17 protein-coding genes, 2 tRNA genes and 6 pseudogenes are annotated in these 25503 nt (G+C 67.0%); 4 read left to right on the top strand and 21 right to left on the bottom strand.

Annotation, left to right across the window (positions count from 1 at the left end; genetic code table 11):
• Positions 1–35: 35 nt before the first annotated feature.
• The 5 genes and pseudogenes from G205_RS02385 to G205_RS02370 form a co-directional block, all read right to left on the bottom strand.
• Positions 36–2306: an ATP-dependent DNA helicase RecG gene (locus G205_RS02385; protein WP_035751826.1), complete on the bottom strand. Its 2271-nt coding sequence runs from the start codon at positions 2304–2306 to the stop codon at positions 36–38.
• Positions 2296–3281, bottom strand: a pseudogene (locus G205_RS20880) (DAK2 domain-containing protein). Before G205_RS20880 ends, G205_RS02385 begins: the two are co-directional and overlap by 11 nt.
• A gap of 22 nt (positions 3282–3303) precedes the next feature.
• Positions 3304–4341: a thiamine-phosphate kinase gene (gene thiL, locus G205_RS02380; RefSeq protein ID WP_009356561.1), complete on the bottom strand. Its 1038-nt coding sequence runs from the start codon at positions 4339–4341 to the stop codon at positions 3304–3306.
• A gap of 149 nt (positions 4342–4490) precedes the next feature.
• Entirely contained in the window at positions 4491–5441 is a 951-nt protein-coding gene (locus tag G205_RS02375) for a hypothetical protein (RefSeq protein ID WP_009356560.1), read from the bottom strand.
• Positions 5441–5857: a hypothetical protein gene (locus G205_RS02370; RefSeq protein ID WP_009356559.1), complete on the bottom strand. Its 417-nt coding sequence runs from the start codon at positions 5855–5857 to the stop codon at positions 5441–5443. The genes G205_RS02375 and G205_RS02370 overlap by 1 nt, the downstream gene beginning before the upstream one ends.
• Positions 5858–5986: 129 nt before the next feature.
• Here G205_RS02370 and G205_RS02365 point away from each other — a divergent pair, with 129 nt between their 5' ends.
• Positions 5987–6478 (top strand): DUF3515 domain-containing protein, encoded by a 492-nt coding sequence (locus tag G205_RS02365; RefSeq protein ID WP_009356558.1) that lies wholly within the window; start codon positions 5987–5989, stop codon positions 6476–6478.
• A gap of 44 nt (positions 6479–6522) precedes the next feature.
• On the opposite strand, the gene G205_RS02360 is transcribed toward G205_RS02365, so the two are convergent.
• The 6 genes and pseudogenes from G205_RS02360 to leuC all read right to left on the bottom strand — a co-directional run.
• Positions 6523–7662: a D-alanine--D-alanine ligase family protein gene (locus tag G205_RS02360; protein ID WP_009356557.1), complete on the bottom strand. Its 1140-nt coding sequence runs from the start codon at positions 7660–7662 to the stop codon at positions 6523–6525.
• 2 nt (positions 7663–7664) lie between these two features.
• On the bottom strand, positions 7665–8699 hold the full coding sequence (locus G205_RS02355) for an NAD(P)H-dependent glycerol-3-phosphate dehydrogenase (RefSeq protein ID WP_035751824.1): 1035 nt from the start codon (positions 8697–8699) through the stop codon (positions 7665–7667).
• Positions 8700–8713: 14 nt separating this feature from the next.
• The gene (locus G205_RS02350) at positions 8714–9487 is read right to left on the bottom strand and encodes a lysophospholipid acyltransferase family protein (protein ID WP_009356555.1); all 774 of its coding nucleotides are present in this window, start codon (positions 9485–9487) and stop codon (positions 8714–8716) included.
• Positions 9488–9496: 9 nt separating this feature from the next.
• Positions 9497–10821, bottom strand: a pseudogene (gene murA, locus G205_RS02345) (UDP-N-acetylglucosamine 1-carboxyvinyltransferase).
• A 148-nt stretch (positions 10822–10969) separates the two neighbouring features.
• The gene (gene leuD, locus G205_RS02340) at positions 10970–11572 is read right to left on the bottom strand and encodes a 3-isopropylmalate dehydratase small subunit (protein ID WP_009356554.1); all 603 of its coding nucleotides are present in this window, start codon (positions 11570–11572) and stop codon (positions 10970–10972) included.
• A gap of 29 nt (positions 11573–11601) precedes the next feature.
• A pseudogene (gene leuC / locus G205_RS02335) lies at positions 11602–13052 on the bottom strand (3-isopropylmalate dehydratase large subunit); the annotation flags it as partial.
• Between the two features lie 114 nt (positions 13053–13166).
• On the opposite strand from leuC, the gene G205_RS02330 reads away from it, so the two are divergent.
• Entirely contained in the window at positions 13167–13886 is a 720-nt protein-coding gene (locus G205_RS02330) for an IclR family transcriptional regulator (RefSeq protein WP_009356552.1), read from the top strand.
• A 43-nt stretch (positions 13887–13929) separates the two neighbouring features.
• Positions 13930–14487: a DUF1697 domain-containing protein gene (locus G205_RS02325; protein WP_009356551.1), complete on the top strand. Its 558-nt coding sequence runs from the start codon at positions 13930–13932 to the stop codon at positions 14485–14487.
• Positions 14488–14509: 22 nt separating this feature from the next.
• Here the strand turns inward: G205_RS02325 and G205_RS02320 are convergent.
• The 8 genes and pseudogenes from G205_RS02320 to G205_RS02285 all read right to left on the bottom strand — a co-directional run bounded on the left by G205_RS02320 (position 14510) and on the right by G205_RS02285 (position 22413).
• Positions 14510–16125, bottom strand: a pseudogene (locus G205_RS02320) (GTPase).
• Positions 16122–17889: pseudogene (locus tag G205_RS02315) on the bottom strand (dynamin family protein). The pseudogenes G205_RS02320 and G205_RS02315 overlap by 4 nt, the downstream one beginning before the upstream one ends.
• Before the next feature lie 167 nt (positions 17890–18056).
• Positions 18057–18132: transfer RNA gene (locus G205_RS02310), tRNA-Glu, on the bottom strand.
• A 131-nt stretch (positions 18133–18263) separates the two neighbouring features.
• Positions 18264–18335, bottom strand: a tRNA-Gln gene (locus G205_RS02305).
• Between the two features lie 67 nt (positions 18336–18402).
• A complete protein-coding gene (locus G205_RS02300) occupies positions 18403–19182 on the bottom strand; it encodes an HAD family hydrolase (protein ID WP_009356550.1) in 780 nt (259 codons plus the stop codon).
• Positions 19182–20696 (bottom strand): glutamate--tRNA ligase, encoded by a 1515-nt coding sequence (gltX, locus tag G205_RS02295; RefSeq protein WP_035751797.1) that lies wholly within the window; start codon positions 20694–20696, stop codon positions 19182–19184. The genes G205_RS02300 and gltX overlap by 1 nt, the downstream gene beginning before the upstream one ends.
• Before the next feature lie 78 nt (positions 20697–20774).
• Entirely contained in the window at positions 20775–21551 is a 777-nt protein-coding gene (locus G205_RS02290; RefSeq protein ID WP_009356548.1) for a fumarylacetoacetate hydrolase family protein, read from the bottom strand.
• 62 nt (positions 21552–21613) lie between these two features.
• A pseudogene (locus tag G205_RS02285) lies at positions 21614–22413 on the bottom strand (MBL fold metallo-hydrolase).
• 123 nt (positions 22414–22536) lie between these two features.
• Here G205_RS02285 and G205_RS02280 point away from each other — a divergent pair.
• Positions 22537–23130 carry a hypothetical protein gene (locus tag G205_RS02280; RefSeq protein WP_052014003.1) on the top strand — a complete coding sequence of 198 codons (594 nt, stop codon included), beginning with the start codon at positions 22537–22539 and terminating at the stop codon, positions 23128–23130.
• A gap of 76 nt (positions 23131–23206) precedes the next feature.
• On the opposite strand, the gene G205_RS02275 is transcribed toward G205_RS02280, so the two are convergent.
• Positions 23207–24319 carry a branched-chain amino acid aminotransferase gene (locus G205_RS02275; RefSeq protein WP_009356545.1) on the bottom strand — a complete coding sequence of 371 codons (1113 nt, stop codon included), beginning with the start codon at positions 24317–24319 and terminating at the stop codon, positions 23207–23209.
• Between the two features lie 103 nt (positions 24320–24422).
• Complete coding sequence (locus tag G205_RS02270) at positions 24423–25475, bottom strand: 3-isopropylmalate dehydrogenase (RefSeq protein WP_009356544.1); 1053 nt, start codon at positions 25473–25475, stop codon at positions 24423–24425.
• Between the last annotated feature and the right edge of the window lie 28 nt (positions 25476–25503).

Below are 25503 nucleotides of genomic sequence, written 5' to 3'. Positions count from 1 at the left end.
TCCTGGCAGCGCCGGCGTATCCGGCAGCTCCCCTGTTATCCGCGTTCAAGGAACGCCTCCTTTTCCGGGTTAAGGTACTTCTCGATGGCGTCCGCCAGTTCCTCGTGGCGGGACAGGAACGGGTCCGCGGCCACAATGTCCTGCGCGTCCTCCCTGGCCCGGGCAATGACATCCTCGTGCTCCAGGACCCGCAGCAGCTTCAAGGTGGAGCGCCCGCCGGACTGGGAGGCTCCCAGGATGTCGCCCTCGCGGCGGAGCTTCAGGTCCTCCTGCGACAGGACGAAGCCGTCGGTGGTCGCGGCCACTGCTTCCAGCCTCCGCCGGCTGGGATGGCCCGGTTCGAGTGCCGTGACCAGCAGGCAGGTGCCGGGCAGTCCTCCACGTCCCACGCGGCCGCGGAGCTGGTGCAGCTGGGAGATGCCGAACCGGTCGGCGTCTAGGATGACCATCAGTGTTGCGTTGTGGACGTCCACGCCCACCTCGATCACGGTGGTCGAGACCAGCAGTTTGACGGTGTTGTCCACGAACCCGGCCATCGTGGCCGACTTCAGCTCGGGGTCCTGGCGTCCGTGCAGCGGAGCCAGCGGCACGCCTGACAGGGAAGGTTCACCCTGCAGATGTTCGACGACGGCTGTCACCGACGCCAGTTCCCGCTGGCTTTCCTCGGCATCAAGGCCGGGCGGCTCCGCTTCGCCGGGGCTGAAGTCGCCGTCGTCGGTGCCGATCTTGGGACAGACGACGTACACCTGGTGGCCGGCGTCGATCTCCTCGCGCGCGCGGGCCCAGATCCGGCCGGCCCACGCAGGGTTTTCCGCGAGGCCCACCAGGTGCGTGGTGATGGGCGCACGGCCCTTGGGCAGTTCGTCAAGAGTGGATGTTTCAAGGTCGCCGAAGACGGTCATGGCCACCGTGCGGGGAATCGGAGTAGCTGTCATGACCAGCAGGTGGGGCGGTTTCCGGGCTTTGGCGCGGAGGGCATCACGCTGCTCCACACCGAACCGATGCTGCTCGTCCACCACGATCAGGCCGAGGTCGTAGAAGGACACGTTGTCACTGAGCAAGGCGTGGGTGCCGATGACGATGCCGGCCGTTCCGGACGCGGCGTCCAGCATTGCCTGCCTGCGGGCCGCCGTCGGCATGGACCCCGTGAGCAGGGTGACCTGGACGGATGCGTCGTCCCCGGCGCCCAGGCCGCCCAGCAGCCCATCCCTGGAGAGCGGGCCGAGGGTGCGGCGGATGGAATCATAGTGCTGTGCGGCCAGCACTTCGGTGGGGGCCAGCAGGGCCGCCTGCCCTCCGGCGTCGACTACCTGCAGCATGGCACGCAGCGCCACCACCGTCTTGCCGGAGCCCACCTCGCCCTGGAGCAACCGGTTCATCGGGAAATCGCGCGCCAGCTCCCCGGCAAGGGTCTTGCCCACAGCGGCCTGGCCGTCGGTCAGCGTGAAGGGGAGGCTGCGGTCGAACGCGGCCCGCACCCCGTCCGGTCGTGGCCGCCGCGCGGTGGCCTCCTCTGAAGCCAACTGGGCCCTGCGCCGGGCGAGCGCCGACTGCAGGACCAGCGCTTCCTGGTACCGGAGCCGCTCGCGCGCCTGCTTCCAGTCCGCCGCCGTTTCTGGCGCATGGATCAGCCGGTACGCCTGGTGGAGGGGCAGGAAGCCTTCGCGTTCAGCAACGGCCGCTGGAACGGGGTCCGGCAGCGAGGCGAGGTCCGCCGTCTCCAGCAGGGCGGCGACCACCTTCTGGATTTTCCAGCTCGGGAGCTTTGCCGTTGCCGGATAGACGGGAATGGGCATGGCGGCCAGCTTGCCGGCATCCTGCCCGCCCGCGGAGAAGGGCTCCTCGTCCAGGACGTGGTAATCGGGGTTTGTCAGGCCAAGCGAACCTTTGAAGCTGGTGACCTTGCCGGAGAACAGCGCCCGCCTGCCGGGCAGCAATTCAGCCTTGGCCCGGTAACCGTTGAAGAAGCTGATCTTGAGCGTACCCGGGGCTTTCCCGCGGTAATCGGTGCCGCCCACGAGCCGCAGCCCGGCCTGGCCGTCGTCGTCCGAGATGACGACGTCGGTGATGGTTCCCTTCCGTGCGCGCATGGTCCGGGTACTGCTGGAGAGCACCCGGGCGATCAGGGTGACGTCCTCATCGAGCGGAATGTCGCTGATGGGCGTCAGTTCGCCGCGGGTGAGGTAGCGGCGGGGAAAGTAGTTCAGCAGCTCCTCGACCGTGGTGATGCCCAGGTGTTTTTCGATGACGGCGGCGGAACGTTTGCCGATGCGCCGTTCCAGGGCCAGGTCCAGCTCAGCGTTCATGCCCGGCGGTGTTGACTGCGCTGGCATCAGGTTCCCGCGGCAGCGCGAGTTCACTGATGCTGACCTGGGAGGGTTCGCCAAGGGACCGGATGATGGCGACGGCAGGCTCCGGATCCGGAACGTGGACGTGGACCCGCCACCGGTAGTTCCCGCCCGCGTCAGCGCCGCTGCCACCTGGCTCATGATGACGGACTCGCCGATTTCGTCCAGGCGCTGCCGGAGGGTGGCGGCGTTCAGCGGGGACAGGTTGATGGTGCACATGACCTCCACGCCGTCGTCGTCCGGCATGTCGGCATGGATGTGCGGGTCCGCGACGTCGTAGCCGTGGAGCCCGTCAAGAAGTTCGCTCTGGAGCTCAACCCCCATGACCGCGGAGCGGAGGCAGTCAAGGATCAGCAGCATGCCGACGCCGCCGGCGTCCACAACGTGGGCGGTGGTCAGGGCATCGAGCTGGTCCTCCGTCTGGATGACAGCTGCCAGCGCTCCCTCAACGGCGGCATCCAGCGCCAGGCCCAGGGCATGGTTGCTGTCATCTCCGTTCTGCCCGGCATCCACTGCGGCTGCCGCGCGCGCTGCGGATTCCATAACGGAGAGCATGGTGCCCGGTACGGGGTCGCTCAATGCGGACCAGGCACGGATCTGGGCCCGGTTCAGGGCCGCGGCAAGCAGGGTGGAGGTCAGCCGGGTATGGCCTTCAAGCGGCTCTGCGGCGGCGCAAAGGAAAACGGAGAACAACGTCCCGGAATTGCCCCTTGCCTCTTCGAGGGCAGCCTGCCCTGCGGTGGACAGGACTGCGCCAACGTCCACCTGTGCCGGCTGGCCCGTGCCCGCGGCGAGGGAGCGCGCTGCGGCCCGGACGGTCAGGTACAGGTTGGTGCCGGTGTCCCCGTCTGCAACGGGGAAGATATTGATGGCGTTCAGGCGGTCGCTGTGGTTGCCCAGGGCAGTTTCGGCCTTGCCCAGCCATCTCTTCATCGCTTGCGCGTTGGCGGCAACCTTAGTGTGCAAAGTGATCCCATCCCCCGGTGTCCGCGGACCGGCCCGCAATCCTGACGCCCGGAACCTCGTTGATTCCCAGTGCTTGTACCGAGCCTATCGCAGTGAATCCGGGAGGCAGCTGAATGCCGGGCGGGAATGTGGCGAGCAGTCCGTGGTCCTCCCCGCCGCTGAGGACCCATTCCCGCGCATCGGCCCGGAGCAGCTCTGCGGCCGGCTGGAGGACGGACGCCAGGCGCGCCAGCTGTTCCGGGTCGAGGTCCACGGCCACCTGGCTGGCAGCCGCCAGCCGGCGGCCATCGCGGACCAGGCCGTCCGAGATATCCAGCATGGCGCTGGCCCCGGCAGCCCTGGCGGCTGGACCAGCTGACAGTGGCGGCCGGGGCCGGCACTGCAGTTCCAGGAACACACGCTGCTCCGGGTTGAGACGGTCCACAGGCACATCTGATTCGAGCAGCGCGAGGCCCGCAGCGGCGTGCCCCGCCGTGCCCGCCAGCGCCAGCACGTCGCCTGGCTGCGCACCGGAACGCAGGACGGCAGCGCCGCCGTCGAGCGTTCCAAGGACGGCGACGGTAACGGAGATTTCCCGCCCCCGGCCAAGGTCGCCGCCGGCAACCGAGCAGCGGCCGGCGCCCAGTTCCCGGATTCCTGCGATGAGTCCGTCTGCCAGGTCCTCAACCCAGCTGACCGGGGTATCCGGCGGCAGCGTGAGGCTTACCACCATGGATGTTGCGCTGGCCCCCATGGCGTTGATGTCGCTGAGGTTCTGTGCAGCTGCCTTCCAGCCGACGTCGTACCCGGTGGTGCGGTAGCCGTTGGCCCAGGCAAGGCGGAAGTCCTGGTCCTCGACCTGGGTGTCGATGCTGATGACGGTTCGCCCGTCGGGTACGGCAAGCACCGCGGCGTCATCCCCGGGGCCGAGCAGCGTGGCCTCGGTATGCGCGCTGCCCATGGCAAGCCGGGGAAAGATCCTGGCCAGCAGTTCGGCTTCCGACAGTCCGGCCACGGCCGGCTGTCGCTCCCGGCTGCCGGACTCCATGGTCAAGGAGTCCTGGGGCGCAGGGCCGGCGCTGCCCGCGCCGGGTCGGATGGATTCACTGTTGCTCAAGGGCTTTTCAGGCACGGCACTACGCTACAGCGCGCCCCTGACATTGGGTGTCTGCCGGCTGCCCAACCGCTGCTGTCCAATTAACGGCCGGACAGCACCCGGCAGGGAACAGCCACCTGCCACGTGGCGGGTGTCACGGCAATGACTGCCTCGGTCAGGGACGGGTCCGCCGCGCACTGCGCGGCGGCTGCCCGGACCCCGGTCGTCCATTCGGGCCCGGTCTGCCTGGCAGGCGTGGCCTCGAAATAGCTGGTGGACAGGAAGACTGCCATCAGGACCGGAGCCAGGTACCTGGCCCGGTTGCGTCCGATGATCCCTCTGTCCTCAGCCACAGCGCAGGCCATGGGAACCAGGGCAAGCAGGAACATGGAAGGCGTGACCGCATAGCGGAAGAACGTGAAGCCGGACAGCCAGTCGTCCCTCGAGAAATTCGCGAAATCGAATTCGGGTGAGGGATTAAGCACTGTCGCAGCCGCCCAGCAGGCTGCGGCAGCGCCCGCCGCATACAAGGCTGCAACCTTCAACGGGGCGCGCCCGTAAATGGTGATGTAGGCGAGCAACCCGAGGACAATGATGGAGGGGACAACCACGGCAAAGCCGCCGAAAGTCACGATGTTCAGCGCCATGGTGCGGGCGTCCGGCTCCCAGATCGAGCCGACTGCCTGCAGGATGAATCCGTAGATGACCGACAAAGGCTGCATGGAGTCCAGACGGGGCGTTTCTGCGTAGCGGGGATCCGCGACCGTGGCCAACAGCTGGAGGCCGATGCCCGCAACCAGGGCCAGCGGCGCTGCATAGTTCCGCCTCTTCACCAGTGACCACAGTGCCAGGGGCAGGAAGATGCCCACGATGATCTCGGTGGTGGCGGCGGCCAGGGTGGCAACAAAGAGCCCGGCACGCCCAGTCCATCCCCGCGGCTCATAAACGAGCAGCCAGGGGCAGAGCCAGAGCAGGTACCAGTGGAGGTTGGCAACGTTGCCCAGGACCTCCAGGGGGCCCACCGGAACCAGGACCGGGATCAGTGCCAGCATCAGGCGGTAGCTCCGGTGGGGGAACATCTGCGCGGACAAAAGTAGGTGCCCACGGAAACCGCGGCCACCACCACGCAGCTCAGGAAGGAAACAAGCGTGGCATAGGCGTCGATCGGGGCAACCGTATACGCGATGCCGGAAACAAGCCGCGGGATTGTGTGAAGGTAGCCGGCGTAGGGGTCAGCGATGCTTTGCCATGCTCCGATGGACATGGTGTCGGCCAGGAAGACTGCCGCGTCCTCCGCCCAGAGCGTGCCACGGGTCACTTCCGGAAGCCGGAACCATGAGAGGAAGCCCAGGACCGCGACGGCGGCAAGAACACCCGCCGCCCTGATGCTGTGCGCGCGGATGGGCCGGGAGGTCTTTGCTTCTGGATCCAGCCGGTGGGATGGCGCAGCAACAGCGGTATTTTTCATGATGAAGCCAGCTTATAAGGGTGCGTCAGCAACGCTGCACTTCGGCGCCGGCGGCGCTGACAAGGGGAAACAGCCGGGCGATTGGTCTTGCCACGCGCAAGCCGGGATGATGGAAAAATGCACCACCCCATGCCTTCCTTCTTCGTCCGTGCCGCCAGGATTGCACTGGTTGGAGCCCTTGCCGCTTTCTCCCTGGCCGGGTGTTCCCCCGCAGTGGACGTCACGGCTGCCAAGGATGCTGCCAATCCGGCCTGCGCCCCCATGATGGTGTCACTGCCTGATGCGATTGGAGAGGCGCAGTTGCGGAAGACGAACAGCCAGGCAACGGCCGCCTGGGGCGACCCGTCCCTCGTCATCCTGCGCTGCGGCGTCAACGTGCCCGGGCCCACGACGGACCGGTGCGTGACCGTGAACGGCATTGACTGGGTGATCAAGGAGGGTGACCCGGTGTGGACACTGACCACCTACGGCCGTGAGCCAGCCACCGAAATTCTCATGGATCCGGACAAGATCAGTTCGGCCACGGTCCTCGCTGACCTTGCCACCTCGGCCGGCAAGATCCCGGCGACCCGGAACTGCGTGGGCCAGGAAGAGTTGCAGGACCTGCCGCAGAGCCAATAGGAAGGCCCTTCCGGGTTGCCCCGGACAGGGCCCTCCGCGGCCCGTCAGCGCAGGCCGGTCCTGCGGTTCAATGCCAGGTAGATGAGCTCGTCGATCAGGTCCGGATAGCTGAGCCCGGACGCGGCCCACATCTGCGGGTACATGCTCTTGGGCGTGAAGCCCGGCATGGTGTTGATCTCGTTGATCACCAGTTCGCCCTCAGGAGTGTAGAAGAAATCCACCCGGCTCAGCCCTTCGGCGCCAACCGCGTCAAACGCTGCCGCGGCAAGCTCACGGACCCGGGCGATGGCTTCCTCCGGCATGTCGGCGGGACAACTCAGCGCTGCGGCATTGTCCTCCACGTACTTTGCCTCGAAGTCATAGAACTCGTGGCCGCCGCCGGCCACGGAAATCTCACCGGGCATCGAGGTCCGCGGAGCGTCAGTGCCCCTGCCTTCCAGTACGGCGCACTCGATCTCGCGGCCCGCAATTCCTGCCTCAATGACCAGCTTGAGATCGTGCCGGCGTGCCTCCTCGATGGCGGAGTCCAGGTGCTCCATGGAGTCCACCTTGGAGATCCCCATGGAGGAACCGGCCCGGGCGGGCTTGACGAAAACAGGGAAACCGAGGCGGTCCACCTGCTTGCGGACGGCTTCGGGGTCCTTGCGCCACTGCCGGTCCGTGACCGCGATGTACGGGCCCACCTGCAGTCCGGCTGCCTCGAAGACCACTTTCATGAAGTGCTTGTCCATGCCCACGGCGGAAGCCAGGACCCCAGCGCCCACGTACCGGGTGTCTGAAAGCTCCAGCAGCCCCTGGATGGTGCCGTCCTCGCCGAACGGGCCGTGCAGCAGCGGGAACACCACGTCGACGGTTCCCAGCTCCTTGGGGACTTCGTTGGGTGCCGCCACGATCAACTGGTGCTCGCCGCCGATCTCCGCGAGCGTTACGGTCTCCGCCGACGGCACAACCTCGGGCAGCGATGATGAGGAAAGGGACCATTGGGCGGTGTCGGCGGAGGCCAGTACCCACTGCCCGGACTTGGCGATTCCGATCGGAATCACCTCGTACTTGTCCTTATTAATGGCACCGAGGACGCCGGCAGCGGTGACGCAACTGACGGCATGCTCGCTCGAGCGGCCGCCGAAAAGTACCGCGACCCGGGGTTTGGCCGGTTTACCTGCGGTCAGGTTGTCATGGGACATGGTCAGTAATCGCCTTCAGGTTTCAGTTCCCGGGACAGCAGGACAGTCCCCAGTTGGTTAACGGACAGCTTGCCGGCAAGCACTGCCACGACGGCGGCCGTGATGGGCATGTCCACGCCCAGCTTGCCGGCCAGTTCGTGCACGGCCTGGCCCGATTTGATGCCCTCGGCTGTTTGGGTCATCTTCTGGCCCACTTCCTCGAGGGTGAGGCCCTGGCCAAGAAGCCGTCCGGCGGTATGGTTCCGGGACAGCGGCGACGAACAGGTGGCCACCAGGTCACCCAGGCCGGCGAGGCCCGCCATGGTTTTCGCTTCACCGCCCAGGGCCAGGGCCAGCCGTGAAGTTTCCGCAAGTCCCCGGGTGATGACCGAGGCCTTGGTGTTGTCCCCCATCTGCTTGCCCTCGCAGATGCCCACTGCCAGTGCGATGACGTTCTTGACGATCCCGCCGATTTCGACGCCCACCACGTCCGAGGTGGTGTAGGGCCGGAAGTACGGCGCGGTGCAGCTTCTGGCCAGCCAGCCGGCGACTGCCGGTTCCGCGCAGGCCACCACGGAGGCGGTGGGTTCCTCGCGGGCAATTTCCATGGCCAGGTTGGGGCCGGAGACGACGGCGATCCGGTCCGCGGGAAGGTCCAGCTCCTCCTGGATGACCTGGCTCATGCGCGAGTCGGTCCCGAGCTCAAGGCCCTTCATGAGGGAGACCACGATGGCCCCCGGCGAGATCAGGCCCTTCCATTCCCGCAGTTGCGGCCGCAGCGACTGGGCCGGGACCGCAAGGACCACGAGGTCGGCCCCGTGGAGCACCTCACGGACGTCGGTGGACGCTGTGATGCTGGGGGGAAGGGCGATGTCCTTCAAATACTGTTCATTGCGATGGCTGGCGTTGATCTGTTCCACCACTTCGGGCCGCCGGCCCCAGACCCTGATGGCGCGCGGGGAGTCCGCGGCGATGGCGGCATCGGCCAGGATCTTTGCGAAGGTAGTCCCCCAGGATCCGGCGCCGAGCACGGCCACGGACCGCGCAGAACCGGTCATGTCCGCGTCAAGCGTCACTGGGCATCCGCCCCGTCGCCGGACTGCTGCTGTCCGCGTTCAACGAACCGCCCGTGCTTGGCCTGCTGCTGCCGCGCCGGGTCCCAGCGCTCGGCCGGGGGCTGTTCACCGCGCAGGTCAGCCAGGAGGCCGGTGATGGCGTCCATGATTGCGTCAGTGGCCGCCGTGAGCGTGGCCTTGTCCAGGGGCTTGCCGGCGAACGCGCTGAGGTCCACGGGGTCCCCCACCACCACGCGGGACTGCTTGCGGGGGAACAGGTGGAAGCTTTTGCCGTAGCGGGGAAAGACCTCGTGGGCTCCCCAGTGCGCGATGGGGACCACCGGGATTCCGCCCTCGAGCGCGAGCCTGGCCGCCCCGGTATGGCCCTTCATGGGCCACAGGTCCGGATCCCGGGTCAGGGTGCCTTCGGGGTAGATGATGATGGCCCCGCCCTCGGCGACGATCTCCTGGGCGACCTGCAGCGAGCGGTTGGCTCCCGCCGTCGAACGCTCCACGGGGACCTGTTTGGTGGCGCGCAGCAGCCAGCCGAGGCCGGGCACCTTGAAGAGGGCCGCCTTTGCCAGGAAGTGCGGCGCCCTGTTGTTGTTGTACAGCATGTGGCCCACCACCAGCGGGTCAATTTCGGTGCAGTGGTTCGGGGCGGCAATGAACCCGCCGGCGGGAAGCTTGTCGGTTCCCTCCCACTTCTTCCCCATCATGAGGTTCAGCAGCGGGCGCGCAACGCCGGCAATGAAAATGAACGTGGCCCTGCTCTTGGCCGATTCCTTCACGGTCCCCCGCTACTTCTTGGTGGTGATGTCGAAATCGGCACCGAGTCCGGCGAGCTTTTCAGTGAAGCGCTCGTAGCCGCGGTTGATGATGTCGATGCCGGTGACCCGTGAGGTGCCCGTGGCCGCCAGGGCGGCAATCAGGTGGCTGAAGCCGCCACGGAGGTCCGGCACGTCGATGTCTGTTCCCTTGAGCTGGGTGGGTCCCGAAATCACTGCCGAGTGCAGGAAGTTCCGCTGCCCGAATCGGCAGGGAACGCTGCCCAGGCATTCGCGGTGCACCTGGATGCTGGCGCCCATCCTGATCAGGCGTCGGTGAAGCCGAACCGGTTCTCGTAGACCGTCTCGTGGACGATGGATACGCCCTCAGCCTGGGTGAGGGCCACCACCAGCGGCTGCTGCCAGTCGGTCATGAACCCCGGGTGGACGTCCGTTTCCAGGACCAGCGGGTTGAGCTTTCCGCCCGGGTGGTAGAAGCGGATGCCGTCCTCGCCGATGTCCATTCCCCCGCCCACCTTGCGGTAGGTGTTCAGGAAAGTCATCATGTCCCGCTGGGATGCCCCCTCAACGAAGATGTCGCCGCGGGTGACCAGGGCGGCGGAGGCCCAGGATGCCGACTCGTTCCGGTCTGACAGGGCCCGGTGGTTGTAGCCGCCCAGGTCGCGGACACCCTCGATGCGGATGGTCCGGTCCGTCTGGACGCTGATGATGGCGCCCATTTTCTGCAGCACGGCGATGAGGTCGATGATCTCCGGCTCGGTTGCTGCACCGGACAACTCGGTGATGCCTTCGGCGCGGGTGGCGCTCAGGAGCACCTGCTCCGTGGCACCCACGGAGGGATACGGCAGGGAAATCTTGGCGCCGTGGAGTCCCTTGGGCGCGGAGATGTGGATGCCGCCGGGACGCTTCTCTACCACGGCACCGAACTGGCGCAGGACATCCAGGTGGTAGTCGATGGGGCGGTCACCAATCTTGCAGCCGCCCAGGTCCGGGATGAAGGCTTCGCCGATCGCGTGGATCAGGGGACCGCAGAGCAGGATGGGAATCCTGGAATCGCCGGCGTGGGCGTCGATGGCCGTGCTCGGCGCAGTCTTCGCATCCTTGGGATCAAGGGTGAGATCGCCGTTGACAGGGTCCTTGACCACCGTGACGCCGTGCAGCTGCAGCAGGGAGGTGACTACCTCCACGTCCTTGATTTCCGGGACGTTCCGCAACACCGACGGTTCATTGCCCAGCAATGCGGCCACCATGGCCTTGGGAACCAGATTCTTTGCCCCCCGGACGCTGACGCGGCCTGTAAGCGGGACTCCGCCGCGGATTGTCAGAACACTACTCATATACCGGTTTCCTCACGATTACTCGCCCCCAAATCCTTGCAAAGGCTCCACCCAAGCATAGGAGGTCGTGTTACCGAACCGAAATACGCGGGCCCCGCCGACGTGGTGTGGCGGGGCCCGGGTACTGCGGACGGAAGCTGTGGAGCGGTCAGGAAAGCTTGGCCGGCAGGGTTTTCGGCTTGAAGGCCGGACGCGTGGCCTCGTACGCCGTGATGTCCGCCTCGTGCTGCAGGGTCAGCCCGATATCGTCCAGGCCCTCCAGCAGGCGCCAGCGGGTGTAGTCGTCGATGTCGAACGGTGCCACGATGTTGCCGCACACCACTGTCTTGGACTCGAGGTCCACGGTGACCTCGGTGCCCGGAGCGTTTTCCAGCTCTTTCCAGATCAGTTCGATATCGTCCTGGGCCACCTGCGCGGCGAGCAGTCCCTGCTTGCCGGAATTGCCGCGGAAGATGTCGGCGAACCGGGAGGAAAGGACCGCCTTGAAGCCGTAGTCCTTCAGGGCCCAGACCGCATGTTCACGCGAGGACCCGGTACCGAAGTCCGGGCCGGCCACCAGGACCGAGCCGGCGTTGAACGGCTCCTGGTTCAGGATGAAGGATGGATCCTTGCGCCAGGCGGAGAACAGGGCATCCTCGAAGCCGGTGCGGGTGATCCGCTTGAGGTAGACCGCGGGGATGATCTGGTCGGTATCGACGTTGCTCTGGCGCAGCGGAACGCCGACGCCGGTGTGCTTGGTGAACTTTTCCATGGCTGGCTCCTAGCTGCGTCGGTGCGGATGGCGGTTCCGGCGGGCTTGGCCGCCGGTTCAGGGGCCGGGCCAAGGTCCGACGGCGAGCTGAGCGTGCCGCGGACGGCTGTGGCTGCGGCCACCACCGGGGACACCAAGTGGGTGCGGCCGCCCTTGCCCTGGCGTCCTTCGAAGTTGCGGTTCGAGGTGGAGGCGCAGCGCTCCCCCGGCTCCAGCTGGTCCGGTTCATGCCCAGGCACATGGAGCAGCCGGCAAAGCGCCATTCGGCACCGAAGTCCTTGAACACGCGGTCCAGGCCCTCGGCCTCGGCTTCCAGGCGGACCCGGGCGGAACCGGGAACCACCAGCATGCGGACCTTGGGGTCCTTTTCCCGGCCGCGGATGATGTCCGCCGCCGCACGGAGGTCCTCGATGCGGGAGTTGGTGCAGGAACCCAGGAAGACGGTGTCGACGCGGATGTCCTTCATACGGGTGCCGGCTTCAAGGCCCATGTATTGCAGGGCGCGCTCCGCGGCTGCCTTGGCGTTCTCGTCGCCGAAGTCCTCCGGCGACGGCACGGAGTCGGACAGCGAAACGCCCTGGCCGGGGTTGGTGCCCCAGGTGACGAAGGGCTCCAGCGTGTTGGCATCCAGGTCCACCTGCGCGTCGAAGACGGCGTCGTCGTCGGTCTTCAACGTGTTCCAGTACTCGACTGCAGCGTCCCAGTCAGCGCCCTCCGGCGCGTGCGGGCGGCCCTTCATGTAGGCGTAGGTTGTTTCATCCGGGGCCACCATGCCGGCGCGGGCGCCCGCCTCGATGGACATGTTGCAGATGGTCATCCGGGCGTCCATGGACAGGGCGCGGATGGCTGAGCCGCGGTATTCCAGGACGTAGCCCTGGCCGCCGCCGGTGCCGATCTTCGCGATGACGGCGAGGATGATGTCCTTGGCGGTGACGCCGGGACGGAGGGTGCCCTCAACGTTGATGGCCATGGTCTTGAACGGCTTAAGGGAGAGCGTCTGGGTGGCCATGACATGCTCCACCTCCGAGGTGCCAATGCCCATGGCAAGTGCACCGAAGGCACCATGGGTGGACGTGTGGGAGTCGCCGCAGACCACCGTCATGCCGGGCTGGGTCAGGCCCAGCTGCGGGCCAACCACGTGCACAATGCCCTGTTCGGCGTCGCCCAGGCTGTGCAGCCGGACACCGAACTCGGCGCAGTTGTTGCGCAGCGTCTGGATCTGGGTTCGGCTGGTGAGGTCGGCGATAGGCTTGTCGATGTCCAGCGTCGGAGTGTTGTGGTCCTCCGTGGCAATGGTCAAGTCAGGCCGGCGCAGCTTGCGTCCGGCCAGGCGGAGGCCTTCGAAGGCCTGCGGCGAGGTGACCTCGTGGACCAGGTGAAGGTCGATGAAGAGAAGGTCGGGCTGGGCGTTGGCTCCGTCGCCGTCACCTTTGCGCACCACGTGCGCGTCCCAGACTTTCTCGGCCAATGTCTTTGCCATGGCCAGCTCCCTTCACTGCTGTTGTGATTGATTGTTCCAACTGAAGCAGGACGGCTTCACCGTGCGCCAGCCGAAAGATTTGCATCTCAGATATTGAGACGGCAATATCATTACATGGACAATTCTAGTGGAGTCGGTGTCATTGATAAAGCTGCCCAGGTGCTTGATGCACTGGAGGCCGGCCCCACCACGCTGGCACAGCTGGTAGCTGCCACCGGCCTGGCCCGGCCCACTGTCCACCGGCTGGCACTTGCACTGGTCCACCACCGGCTTGTCAGCCGGGATATCCAGGGCCGCTTCGTCCTGGGCAGCAGGCTCGTTGAACTGGCGTCCGCCGCCGGCGAGGACCGCCTGATCGCCTCCGCAGGACCAGTCCTGATGCAGTTGCGGGACGCCACCGGCGAGAGTGCACAGATCTTCCGCCGCCAGGGTGACTGGCGGGTATGCGTGGCGTCGGCGGAACGCCCCATCGGCCTTCGCGACACCATTCCGGTGGGCACCCAGCTGTCCATGAAGGCCGGATCCGCTGCGCAGGTGCTCCTGGCATGGGAGGACCACGACCGACTGCTGGAAGGCCTGCAGTCCGCCCGGTTCACGCCCACCGTGCTGGCGGGCGTACGACGCCGGGGCTGGGGCCAGAGCCTCGGCGAACGTGAGCCGGGGGTTGCCTCCGTTTCTGCACCCGTGCGCGGGCCGTCCGGCCGGGTGATCGCGGCCGTGTCCATCTCCGGCCCCATCGAGCGGCTCACCCGCCAGCCCGGCCGGCTGCACGCGGAAGTGGTGTGCAACGCCGGGCGCATCCTCACCGAAGCCCTGCGCAAGAACAACGACTGACAAGTCCCGACCGTCCGCGGGCACCGGGCGCTAGGCTGTGGCCATGGGCAGCTATGCGGTGTTCCTCCGCGGCATCAACGTGGGCGGGATCAATATCAAAATGGCGGACCTGCGGGAGGCCCTGAAGGGCTGCGGCTTTGCCGACGCAAAGACCCTCCTGGCCAGCGGAAACGTGGTGCTCACCAGCAGCCGTGATGCCCGTGCCGTCAAGCGGGAATGCGAAGACTGCCTCCGCGCGGCCTTTGGCTACGAGGCCTGGGTTGTGGTCCTGGATGCATCCCGGGTGGCCGCACTGGTGGATGCCTGCCCCTGGCCGGCGGACGACAAATCCACCCATACCTACATCACGCTGTCGTCGGACACCAAGGTGCTCGACCATCTGGATGCCGCGGGTGCCGCCCTCGAAGGCACCCAACAGCAGCGGCTCGGTCCGGAAGCCCTCGCCTGGCTGGCACCGGCCGGCGGAACGCTGGACAGCCCCTTCAGCAAGCTCTCGGCAAAGGCAAAGTTCAAGTCGGCCACCACAACACGCAACCTGCGGACGCTCATCAAGGTCCGTGACGCCGCGGCCGCGCTGGAGGCGTCCGGCGGTCAGCGGTAGCGGACGGCCTGCGGGCCGGTTCCTAGCTCTCCCCGGCACGCCTCAAGGCGGCGTTGAAGGCGGCAAGCCTGCCCACCTCCACCTCCACCGGCTCCACGATCAGCTTGTGGGCCACAGCTGCCACGGCTTTATTCAGCCGCTTCCGTGCCCTGCTGGCCCGGGCGTTTGCGGCGCCGGCGGCAATGACCCGGCCGGTGACGGCAAGGAAGACCCCCAGCACCACGCCGGACGCGGCCATCAGGGTGGGTATGGGCCAGCCTTCCACCCGCGGCACCTCCGGCACCGGCATCTGGAAGTAGCCCAGGCCGGCGAGCACGCCGAGCCAGCCAAGCCCGCCCAGCACGGTCAGGAGCGCCAGCCACTGCACCACATTGAAGAGGCCCCACCACCATGCCTTGCGGTTGGCGCCGATGTCCGTGCCGGCAATCGCCTGGTCCAGGGCATCAGGCAGCCTTTCACGGCCTTCCCGGGCGGCGCTCCTGATGGCGGCCCGCCACGGTCCGGGCGCACCGGCGCTGGCGGCATCGGCGAATGCCCGCACGGCTGCGTCCGTCCGGGCGCGCTCGGGGGCACCCGCGGCCGGCAGTGACGTCCGGTTCAGTTCGGCCGGTGTGGTGCTGCGGAGATTGAGCCGGCGCAGGGGGTCCGGACGGAACCTTGCAAGCCACCTGGTGACGGGCCAGCCGGTCCGCCGCACTGATTCCAGCCGGTAGGACCGGGCAACGGCGCTGACCACAACCGGCACATTCGCGGCCACTGCCAGTTCTTCAGCCAGCCTGGCTTTTGCCGCCGGCGCAACCCCGGCCGCTTCCCCGTCCCCCGAGGCTGCCCGCAGGTCCCGGCCTGCCTTGGAAACATCGGCGGCCAGCCTCTGCGACTGGGCCCGGCGCTGGACGGCAACGGACCGGATGGCCGCCCGCAGGGTATCGACGCCGGCGCCTGTCACCGCGGACGTCGGAAGCACCCTCACCTGCCCGAGGCCGTCGCGGGCCAGGATGGCGCGGAGGGATTCCAGCACCGGTTCCACGTCCGGCACCGGCAGCCGGTCAACCTGGTTCAACACCACGAGGGTCACCGCGCCGTGGGAGGCGAGCCGGGCGAGGAAGCCGTGATGGACCGCCGCATCGGCATATTTTTGCGGGTCCAAGACCCACACCAGAACGTCAACCAGGCCTACCATCCGTTCCACCACTTCACGGTTGGCTTCCCGGGTGGAGTCGAAATCGGGCAGATCCAGCAGGATCAGCCCCGTCTCCTCGTCGGCGAAGCGTCCACGGCGGCCGCGTGGTGCCGGTTGCGGACTTCGAGCCAGTCAAGGAGCGGCCCGCTGCCGTCGGCGCCCCAGACCCCTGCCAAAGGTTCCGATGTTGTGGGGCGGCGGGCCGCCGCCGTCGCAATTTCCGCGCCGCTGACCGCATTGAACAAGGAGGATTTGCCGCTGCCCGTGGCACCGAAGAAGCCCACCACGGTGTGGTCCGCGGACAGCGACCGGCGGGAACTTGCCCTGTCCAGGACAGCCAGGACTTCCTCCAGCGCCTGGTCGGGCAGGACGCCTTCGCCAAGACCGCGGGCGTCGTCGAGTGCCTGGAGCCTGCTGTCCAGGCGGGAAGCCTCCCTGGCGGCACTGTGGCGGCTCACGCGCTGCCTGCCAGCCGGACCAGGGCACTTGACTGTGCCGTGAGGACGGCTTCGGTGCCCTCGACGCTGTCCGGCAGCCGGTCCAGGAATTTCTGCTGCTCCTCATCCAGCAGCCGCCGGCACCGGAGCGCGAGGTCCTCCCGTGCCTTTTCGGCCATCCGGCGGACGGCATCCTCGCCGAACACCGCCTCCAGCAGCCGCTGGCCCACCACGCAGTCCCGCCGGCAACACCGACTTCCAGGCCTGTCAGTCCGGCGGTCATCGAAAAGACCACGATCATCAGCGCGGCACCGAGGCCGTTGATTCCGAAGGAAAGCCAGCGCGCCTGGGTCCGCTTGCCCTGGCCCTCTGTCCGGATGAGCTCCATGAGGGCCTCCTGCCACGCACGTATTTCCGCGGCGGCCCGGTCGGCGAAGCCCGGAGCAGTACCTGAAAGATCGTCCGTTCCCAGCAGCTGCGCCCGGCCGGATCGGACCGCCAGCGCTGGTCGGTCTCCTCGGCCGCGGTGGCTGCCTCGTCCAGGATGACGGCCTGCAGGCCTGTCTCGATGGCGGCCTCCACCCGCACGGCGGGCGGCGGTTCACCCCGGAAGAAGGCACCCAGCCGGTCCCGGAACCGTCCAACGTTCTGCTCCAGGGCGCGGAAGAACTCACCGGTACCGACGAAGTCCTGCCACCGGGCGAGTACTTCACCACGCAGGAGCGCACCGTCGCGGGTGGCATCCATGATGCGCTCCGCCGCGTCCCGGTAAACCGACACGGCATCGGACTCCAGGCTGCCCGCTGCGCGCCGCTGCTCTGCCGCAGCCAGGGCGATGGCGGAGACCTTGCCGGCCAATGCCCGGACTGCCCCGTTGAGGGTCCGCCGGGCGACGTCCGAGCGGCCGGCAGCGTCCGCCGCGAGGTCCTGCAGCCATGTGGCCAGCGGACGGACAGCTGCAGCGGGCAGCATTCCTTTTGCATCCAGTGTGGTCTCCGGAATGATGAACAGCTGTGCAGCGCCCAGGCCCTCCTTGTCGAGGAGCGCCCGGAGGTCCCCACTGACTTCAGCCTCCGCCCCCGGCGGAACCCGGTCCAGCACCACGGCCACCATGATGTCCCGGCCGGCCGCATCCAGCAGCAGCTTCCACGGAACGGCGTCGGCGTAGCGGTTGGCGGTGGTGACGAAAACCCAGAGGTCTGCCGCCGCCAGCAGCTGTCCTGCCAGCCTCCTGTTCTCATCGGCGATGGAATCGACGTCCGGGGCGTCCAGCAGGGCGATCCCGGCGGGAACGGCGGGGTCCGCCAGCAGGACGAGCGACGACGACGGCGCCGTCCCCGGGCGTTCCGGTGCCTGCCCGGCGGCGGCTTGGCCGGTAAGGGCGCCGCGGATCCGGCTGAGGCCGGGTAGGACACGCTGGCCTTCGAACCACGCCGCCTCCGCCGGATTGTGCAGCAGGATGGGCTGGCGCGTGGTGGGCCGGATGGCGCCGGCACGGGTCACCGGATGGCCCACGAGCGCATTCACAAGGGTCGACTTCCCGGCGCCGGTGGAACCCCCAACAACGGCCAGCAGCGGCGCGTCCAGGCTCCGGTACCGGGGAAGGATGTAGTCCTCCAGCTGGCTCGCGGCGCCGGCAGCTTCACGCCGGGCCTGGTCAGCACCTGGAAGCGCCAGCGGCAGGCTGACCTCCGCAAGGGCGCTCCGCACATCTTCCAGCAGGGCCACCGCTTCGGCGGTCTGCGCCGGCTGGGCTGCATCATCGTGCTCGTTCCGGGAGGTCACAGCAACATCATGCCAGCTCACGCCGCCCAGTCAGCGGCAAACGACGGCGGGGCTCCCCTGCAGACGGGCCTTTCCGCCGGGCATGACCGGCGGAATTGTCCGGCCGGCGGGGACTTCTAACAGGACAAAGAAAAATGGTCCCGGGCTTCTGCCCGGGACCATTTCGTTGGTGACCCCAGCGGGATTCGAACCCGCGTTACCGCCGTGAGAGGGCGGCGTACTAGGCCGCTATACGATGGGGCCGCGTACTTCCTGCCAGCGTTTCCGCTGGTCAAGCTCAGTGATTGTTTCATACACTTCGCTCGTGTTCCAAATCGGCGGACCGTTTGGAACTTTTCTGTCCCGAGACCGGAAAACCGGTGCTCAAACCAGAGCTGGGATACCAGGACTCGAACCTAGAATGACGGTACCAGAAACCGTAGTGTTGCCAATTACACCATATCCCAATGGCACTTTCGGGCCGGTTGTCAGGGCTTTCACCCCGCTCCGTGCGCCTCAGCACGAGAAAATACTCTACCCGAGACTTTCAGCCCGCACAAATCGGCCGGGTGTGACGTGCCTTACCAGCCCATCGAGCGAGGCAACCATGTGGCCGTCGAACCCTGTCACCGGCTCACCCGTCCGGTTCAGCCACACGCCCAGCAGCCCGGCTGCGGTGGAACCCTCGGCGTCCAGCAGCCGGTTGTCGCCCACGTAGAGCGTTTCGGAGGTGGCGGTGCCCAGCAGCCGAACGCCCTCGAGGTACATGGCTGGATTGGGTTTGGCGACGCCGAGCGTGTCGGTGCCCACCAGGTGCGTGACGCGTTCCAGTCCGGCGCTGTCCAGCTTGGCCCGCTGGTAGTCGTGGACGTTGTTGCTGACCGCGCCGTAGGGGATGCCTGCGCCGTCCAGGACATCCAGCAGCGGCAGGACGTCCGGGAAAGGCTTGACGTAGGCAGGCTGGCGCTCCATGTAGGCGCTGAGCCACCGGTGCGATTCCTCGCCGTCGGCCAATTCAACCCCGAAGTGCCCCAAGGCAGCGCGGCCGCGGAGCAGGCGCTGTTCGTTGAACGTCACTTCGCCGGCGAGGTACTGGTCGTAGTAGTGCGTGGTCTCGTGCGTGAAGATGCGCCCGAACCGCTCCCACCCGGCCTGGTCCAGGCCGGGCAGGAGGTGTTCGCTGACCTCCCGCAAGGCAGTGGTCATCGAGTATTCGAGGTCCACCAGGGTGTCGTCGATATCGAAGAGGACACCGCGGACCGCCCCGAAGGGTGTCTCCAGGACGCCGCTGCGCGCCTTGCCGGGAGCAGTCATCAGCCGCGGAAGGTCCGGAGCCGGCGCAGGGAGGATTCCTTGCCCAGGATCACCATGGATTCGAACAGAGGGGGCGAGATCCGGCGGCCGGACACGGCCGTGCGTACCGGGCCAAAGGCCAGCCGCGGCTTGATGCCGAGGTCCTCCACGAGTGCCTGCTTGAGTGCAGCCTGGATAGTGTCCGGCGTCCATTCCTCCACGGGTTCGAGAGCGGCGATGGCTGCGTCGAGGACTTCCTCGAGGTTCTGCGGCAGTCCCTTGCGGGCGTCATCGGCGATGTCGATGGCGTCATCGGCCTTGAAGAGGAACCCGAGCATGTCCGGCGCCTCGCCCAGCAGGGCAATGCGTTCCTGGATCAGGGGCGCCGCGTCGGTAAGGATCTGCTCCTGCCGTTCCGTGAGCTGTTCCCCCAGGTATCCCGCGTTCCGCAGGTAGGGCACCAGCCGGTCCCGGAAGTCTTCCGGTGCGAGCATCCGGATGTGGGTGCCGTTGATGGCTTCGGCCTTCTTGATGTCGAAGCGTGCCGGGTTGGCCAGGACGTCATGCACGTCGAAGTGCTCGATGAGCTGGTCCACGGTGAAAATGTCCTCGTCCGCGGACAGGCTCCAGCCCAGCAGCGAGAGGTAGTTGAGGAGGCCTTCGGGGATGAAGCCGCGGTCACGCAGGAGGAACAGGTTGGACTGCGGGTCCCGCTTGGACAGCTTCTTGTTGCCTTCACCCATGACGTACGGCAGGTGGCCGAATTCGGGCATGTAGCTGGCCACGCCCAGATCCATCAGGGCCCGGATGAGGACTACCTGCCGGGGGGTGGACGAGAGCAGGTCCTCCCCGCGCAGCACGTGCGTGATGCCCATAAGTGCGTCGTCGACTGGATTCACCAGGGTGTACAGGGGTGAGCCGTCGGCGCGCACGATCACATAGTCCGGGATGCTGCCGGCCTTGAAAGTGATTTCGCCGCGTACCAGGTCGGTGAAGGTGACGTCCTCGTCGGGCATCCGGACCCGCAGCACGGGCTGGCGGCCTTCCGCCTTGAACGCCGCCACCTGCTCCTCGGTGAGCTCCCGGTCGAAGTTGTCGTAGCCGAGCTTGGGATCGCGTCCCGCAGCCCGGTGGCGTGCCTCCACTTCCTCAGGGGACGAGTAGCACTCGTAGGCGTAACCGCCCGCGATCAGCTTGGCGACGACGTCCTTGTAGAGGTCCAGGCGCTGCGACTGCCGGTAGGGTTCGTGCGGTCCGCCGACTTCCACGCCTTCTTCCCAGGTGATGCCCAGCCACTTCAGCGCCTCCAGCAGCTGCTGGTAGCTTTCCTCCGAGTCGCGTGCGGCGTCGGTGTCCTCGATGCGGAAGACAAACGTTCCCTTGGTGTGCTTGGCATGGGCCCAGTTGAAGAGCGCCGTCCGGATCAGGCCGACGTGCGGGGTGCCGGTGGGCGAGGGACAGAACCGGACGCGCACGGGTGTATCGGCTGAAACGGATGGGAGGGAGGCAGCAGGGGACGCAGAAGGAGTAGTCATAGTGGCTCCAACTTTACCGTCTGCCGCCGCCACCCGGCGCGGGCGGCACCGGATGCCGGCGGCGGCCGTCCGCTGGAGTCAGCGGCGGACGATCGGATTGGACAGGCGCCCGATTCCTTCGATCTCCACCTCGAACCGGTCGCCTGCATTCACCAGGCCCACGCCGGCGGGGGTTCCCGTCATGATGACATCGCCCGGCAGGAGGGTGAAGGCCTGTGACACCACGGAGACCAGTTCGCGCACGCCCCGGATCATCTGGCTGGTGCTGCCGTCCTGGCGCACCTCGCCGTTCAGCCGCCCCTGGATTTGCAGGTCCTCGGGATCGAGGTCTGTCTCGATCCACGGGCCGAGCGGCGCCGAGGTGTCAAAGCCCTTGGCCCGGGTCCACTGCAGGTCGGTCTTCTGGACGTCACGGGCCGTGAGGTCGTTGCCGCAGGTGTAGCCGAAGATGACATCATCCACGCGGTCCTCGGGAACGTCCTTGCAGATCCGGCCTATGACCACGCACAGTTCGGCCTCGAAGGAGACTTCCTCAGAGAACTCCGGAAGGACCACGGGATCGTTGGGACCCACGACGGCCGTGTTGGGCTTCAGGAAAAGGAGCGGCTGCGCCGGAACCTCATTGCCAAGCTCGCGCGCATGCTCCACGTAGTTGCGCCCCACACCGATGACCTTGCTGCGGGGGATGATGGGGGCCAGCAGCCGGACATCCTCCAGCTTGTGGCGGACGGACGTGCGCTCCACGCCGTTGAAGAAGGGGTCTCCATGGATGACAGTGACTTCCTCACTGCCCGGCCCGCCTTCAACAACACCGTAAAGGGGATCAGAATCGACAACAAACCTGGCAATACGCATGGGTCCTACCCTACCGTTCCGCGCCGGGCGGTCCGTGCCGGGCTGCCGGCCCTGGGCCAGGCTTAAAGCCGTCCGGCTTCTTCCCGCAGGTAATGCAGCTGGGCGGCGACGGACATTTCGGCTGCCCGCCGGACAGAGGGCACGACGTCGGCATAGACGGCGTCTGCCACCTCACCCACGGAGCGTCCCGGCCGAGTTGTTTCAGCGCCGCGCGGATCTGGCCGAGCCTCTCCTGCCGGTGCAGCCGGTAGTCGCGCGCGATCGACTCCACGGAGGGCAGCACGGGCCCGTGTGCCGGGAGGACAGTGGCCGGGCCCAGGGCCTCGAGCCTGTCCAAAGTTCCGAGGTAGTCCCCCAGCGTGCCGTCCGGGAAGTCCAGCATGGTGGTGCCCCTGCCCAGGATGGTGTCGCCGGTCAGGACCGAACCGCCGGGGCCGTCCTCCGGAAGGTGGAAACACAGCGAATCGGACGTATGGCCGGGCGTGGGCAGCACGTGGATTTCCAGCCCCGCAGTGCGGATCACCCCGCCGTGCAGGGGTTCACCGCCGCCGTGGCAGTGTGCGGGGTCCGCCGCCCGGACGGGGGCGCCCGTCAGTTCATGCAGGCGTGCAGATCCTGCCGTGTGGTCCGCATGGCGGTGGGTGACGAGAATGAGTTCCACCGGGCCGGCGGCGGCCAGCGCGCGCAGGTGGCCGTCATCGAGGGGGCCTGGGTCCACCACAACTGCACCGGGACAGCCGGTGGCCCGCAGGATATAGGAGTTGGTCCCCTCCAGGCTCATGGGGCCGGGATTCGGGGCCAGGATGTATTGGGTCAGGGCGGAGCTGCGCTGCAGGATGGAACCGGAGGCTGACGTCACCATCCCATCTTTGCACTGCATCCGGAGCGAGGTGAGTTTTGGCCGCCGGAATAGAACAGCCCGCGGCCCGGGTTGACCATTAACGAAGACCACACGTTCCCCACCAGAAAGCCGGAACCGGACACCATGAGCACAACCACCCTTGCTGACCTCCTCGCCGGGGCTGACGCTGCCGGCCATGACCATGCTGCGACCGAGAAGAACAGTGGACTCCAACACATCCACAACCACGCGACGGGCAGCATTGTCTGGTTTCCCACGTGGAAGAAGTACCGCGAAACGGCCGACTGGAGCGTAGCCGTGGACGGCCTCGCCGGGGATTTCAGCTCAGGGACGGCACCAGCGGAGGAATCCGCTTCCGAGCTCCTGGCCCAGGACCTTGACCTGCTGCTGACTAGGGCCGCTGCTTCCGGTGACGCCAACATCTTTGTGCAGGAGAACCTGGTTCAGCACCTGACGCGGACCTGGGCTGTTGGCGACGCCGTCGCGAAAGCCAAGGGGCAGGACCTGCCCACCGGCACCACTACGCCGTCCATATTTGCCGACTACCCCTACGACGTCTACGCCCAGGACGGCGGGGTCTTTGCGACAACACTGTGGAACGACATCATTGATGCCCGCCGCAACCAGGCCATCGCGGAAGAAGCGGCCCGGAAGGCCCTGAAGCCGGTTTCGCGGAAGGCGCTGAAGAACGCCGCCAGGAAAGCCGCCCGCCGCTGACCTGTCCACCCGCAAAACGGCGCCTGCCGGGCAGAAGCCCCGCAGGCGCCGTCGTTGTTTGGCGATAAGCCCCGGCTCAAGCCAGGCGGGTCAGCCAGCCGTGGGTGTCCGGGGACGTGCCGGTCTGGATGCCGAGCAGCCGTTCGCGGATGGCCATGGTGGTCTCCCCCGCCTTGGCGTCCTCGGATCCAATGAATTCCGTGGCGTCCTTGAGGACACCGATCGGGGTGATGACGGCGGCAGTACCGCAGGCGAAAACCTCGGTGATCTCGCCGGAGGCAACGCCGTCGCGCCACTCATCCAGGGTGATCTTGCGCTCGGCGACTTCCCGGCCCATGTCCTTGGCCACCTGGATGACGGACATGCGGGTGACGCCTTCCAGGATGGTGCCGGTGAGCGCGGGGGTGGCCAGTGAGCCGTCCTTCATGACGAAGAACACATTCATGCCGCCCAGCTCTTCCACCGCGTTGTCATTGAACTGGTCGAGGAACAGGACCTGCTTGCAGCCGTTCGCTTCGGCTTCCTGCTGCGCAATGAGCGAAGCAGCGTAGTTGCCGCCGCACTTGGCCGCACCGGTGCCGCCGCGGCCGGCCCGCGCGTACTCCCTGGAAATCCAGATGGACACCGGCTTGAGCTCGCCGCCGAAGTAGTTGCCTGCCGGTGAGGCAATAACCCGGAAAGAGACTTCGCGCGCAGCCCGGACGCCCAGGAATGCCTCGGTGGCGATCATGAACGGCCGCAGGTACAGGGACTCGCCGTCACCGTCCGGAACCCATTCCTTGTCGACGGTCACCAGTTCGCGGATGGCGCCGAGGAAGTATTCGGCAGGCAATTCAGGCAGCGCCAGCCTGCGGGCCGACTTGTTGAGGCGGGCGGCGTTGGCTTCCGGACGGAAGGTCCACACCGAACCGTCGGCGTGGCGGTAGGCCTTGAGCCCTTCGAAAATTTCCTGCCCGTAATGCAGCACGGCCGCGGACGGGTCGAGGGAGATGGGCCCATAGGCCTCCACCCGGGGGTTGTGCCAGCCGCCTTTACCGTTCTCGTCGACGCTGTAGTCCACGATGGCGGTGTGGTCGGTGAAGTGGTTGCCGAATCCCGGGTTCGCCAGGATGGCTGCACGCTCTTCAGCAGACTTCGGGTTGGCCGATAGCTGCCGGCTGAATTCGACGCCGTGGGCAGTCTGGGTCATGGTTCCTCCACGATCGGCCGCCCGGGTTCAGCGCTGAACGCGAGGGCGGCATTTGGTGATTCGAGACAAGCTTACGCCCGATGCCGGAGGCCCCGGCGCGGGGTCAGAGTCCGGCCGCGATCGCGTCGCCGATCGCACTGGTGCTGCGGGCACCGCCGTCGCGCTTTTCGACGTCGGCAACCACTGCCGCTTCGATCCTGCGTGACGCCGCAGTGAAGCCGAGGTGGTCCAGGAGCAGGGCGGCGGACAGGATGGCGGCGGTGGGGTCCGCTTTGCCCTGGCCGGCGATGTCCGGCGCGGAGCCGTGGACCGGCTCGAACATGGACGGGGCGGTGCGGTCCATGTTGATATTGCCGGATGCCGCCAGCCCGATGCCCCCGGTGATGGCGGCAGCCAGGTCGGTCAGGATGTCGCCGAAGAGGTTGTCCGTGACGATCACGTCAAAGCGGGACGGGTCCGTGACCATGAAAATGGTGGCTGCATCCACGTGCAGGTAGTCGTGCGTGACCTCCGGGAACTCCGCGGCCACGGCCTCGACGGTCCGCTTCCAGAGGTGGCCTGCGTAGACCAGGACATTGTGCTTGTGGACCAGGGTGACGTGCTTGCGCTCCCGGGCACTTGCGCGCCGGAAGGCGTCCCGCACCACGCGCTCCACGCCGTGGGCGGTGTTCAGTGAAACTTCGGTTGCCACCTCATGGGGGGTGCCCGCCCGGAGGCTTCCGCCGTTGCCCACGTAAGGGCCCTCGGTACCTTCACGGACAACGATGAAGTCGATGGTGCCCGGATTGGCGAGCGGGCTGCCCACCGTGCCGTACAGCCGTGACGGCCGCAGGTTGACGTAGTGGTCCAGGCTGAAGCGGAGCTTCAGCAGCATTTCGCGCTCGATGATGCCCGACGGGATCCGGGTATCGCCGGGGGCTGCACCCACGGCGCCGAAGAGGATGGCGTCCCGGGTCCGCAGGTCCGCGAGGACCTCGTCCGGAAGGGTCTCCCCCGTTTCCAGCCAGTGCTCAGCGCCCAGCTTGTAGTGCGTCTGCTTAAGCTCCACCCCTTCGGCTGCAACAGCTTTTTCCAGGACTTTGACTGCCTCGGCAATGACCTCGGGGCCAATGCCGTCGCCGGGGATAACTGCCAGATCGATGGAGGATGCGCTCATAGTTTCAGGGTAGCCAAGCGATCCATAT

This window comes from Arthrobacter nitrophenolicus (genome assembly GCF_000332815.1).
Lineage (GTDB): Bacteria > Actinomycetota > Actinomycetes > Actinomycetales > Micrococcaceae > Arthrobacter > Arthrobacter nitrophenolicus.
Note: the sequence above shows the minus strand (reverse complement) of the source record. Positions and strands in the feature narration are given on the sequence as shown.